At 38.1% G+C, this 1,521-nt stretch carries 2 protein-coding genes; both read left to right on the forward strand.

All coding sequences use genetic code 11. The features are described 5' to 3' along the window. Positions 1-81: 81 nt before the first annotated feature. Positions 82-1,278, forward strand: a complete 1,197-nt coding sequence (locus IDJ76_RS20695) for a sensor histidine kinase (protein ID WP_191166285.1) — start codon at positions 82-84, stop codon at positions 1,276-1,278. Continuing rightward, positions 1,265-1,521 (forward strand): response regulator (locus IDJ76_RS20700; protein ID WP_191166287.1); only part of this gene is annotated, 257 nt, incomplete at its 3' end. The genes IDJ76_RS20695 and IDJ76_RS20700, both read left to right, overlap by 14 nt.

Raw genomic sequence — 1,521 nt, forward strand, 5'->3', positions numbered from 1 at the left:
TTAATATTAATTCTTTAAAATGTAATAGCAATGTTATATTTAACGTATAATATTGCAGATCCCTAATTTACTATTGTAAAAATGGCTCATAACAAAACTGGAGGAAGCTCTATTGATGAGAATTTAGAGCCATTGCTTAAATTACAGAATGAACGCTTTGAATATGCAGCTAAAGCTACTACTGACGTTATAAAAGATTGGGACATCGCCACAAATGACATTTACTGGGGTGAAAGTTTTGAAACCTGCTATGGCTATAAGCGCGACAACATAACTAACAATGCCAATTTTTGGCTTACACTAATCCACCCTGAGGATAGTGTTCGCATACACAATGAAATCGATACTGCAATAAACGACCCTAATCGGACGGATTGGGAAACACAATACCGTTTAAAAACCGCAAATAATCAATATTTATTCCTTTCGGACAAAGCTTTCATCATTCGTGACGATAGCGGGAAGGCGATACGCTCAGTTGGTGCACTTCATGACACTACCGAAATAAAAAAATATGAGATTGAGTTATTGCTACTCAATAAGCAATTAGAAAAGAAAGCAAAGGATTTATTGACCTCTAACGCGGACCTGGAGCGATTTGCCTATGTCGCTTCGCATGATCTTCAGGAACCGCTGCGTATGGTTAGCAGCTTTCTCGAGCTCTTAAAAATGAAATATCGACCACAGCTAGACGATAACGCCATGAAATATATAGAATACGCGGTAGACGGTGCATCGCGTATGAAAATATTAATCATGGATTTGCTTGAATATTCGAGAGTTGGTACGCAAGCCCTCTTAACCGAAGCTGTGAATTTTGAAGAAGTTATAGAGCGTTTAAAAAAGGTTTTTGATGCCGATATTAAGAAGTACCACATAGACATTGTTTGCGGGCATCTGCCTGCATTAACGGCCAACCACGAGCAAATGGTCCAGCTCTTTCAAAACCTCATTGGTAATGCCATTAAGTACCGCAAAACCGATACCGATCTTGCGATAGAAATAAAAGCCGAGTTAATAAAAGGCGAATACCAATTTTCGGTCGCTGATAACGGTATTGGTTTAGATATGAAGTTTGCCCAAAAAATATTCATTATTTTTCAACGGCTGCACTTAAAAGAAGAATTTGCTGGTACGGGTATAGGTCTGGCCATCTGCAATAAAATAGTGAGCCGCCACCATGGCAAACTTTGGGTAAAATCAGAACTGGGCAAGGGGAGCACGTTTTATTTTACAATTCCAGACAATTTAGAAATAATAACAAATGAAAGAGATTGATATATTATTAGTTGAAGATAACGAGGGGGATATAGTACTAACCTTGGAGGCTTTAAAGTTAGGGAAGTTAAAAAACAATGTAATTATTGCAAGGGATGGCCAAATGGCTATTGATATACTGGCCAAACAAGCGCCTTATCAGGATGCGATAACACCTGATCTGATCCTGCTTGACATCAATCTGCCAAAAGTTGATGGAATAGAGGTTTTAATTCACATAAAGGAAAGCAAAGTTTTAAAGCG

The sequence above is a fragment of the Mucilaginibacter glaciei genome (genome assembly GCF_014773245.1).
Classification (GTDB): Bacteria; Bacteroidota; Bacteroidia; order Sphingobacteriales; family Sphingobacteriaceae; genus Mucilaginibacter; species Mucilaginibacter glaciei.

Coding starts and splice junctions, on each gene's coding strand:
- IDJ76_RS20695 (WP_191166285.1), top strand. CDS start 82: ATGGCTCATAACAAAACTGGAGGAAGCTCTATTGATGAGAATTTAGAG.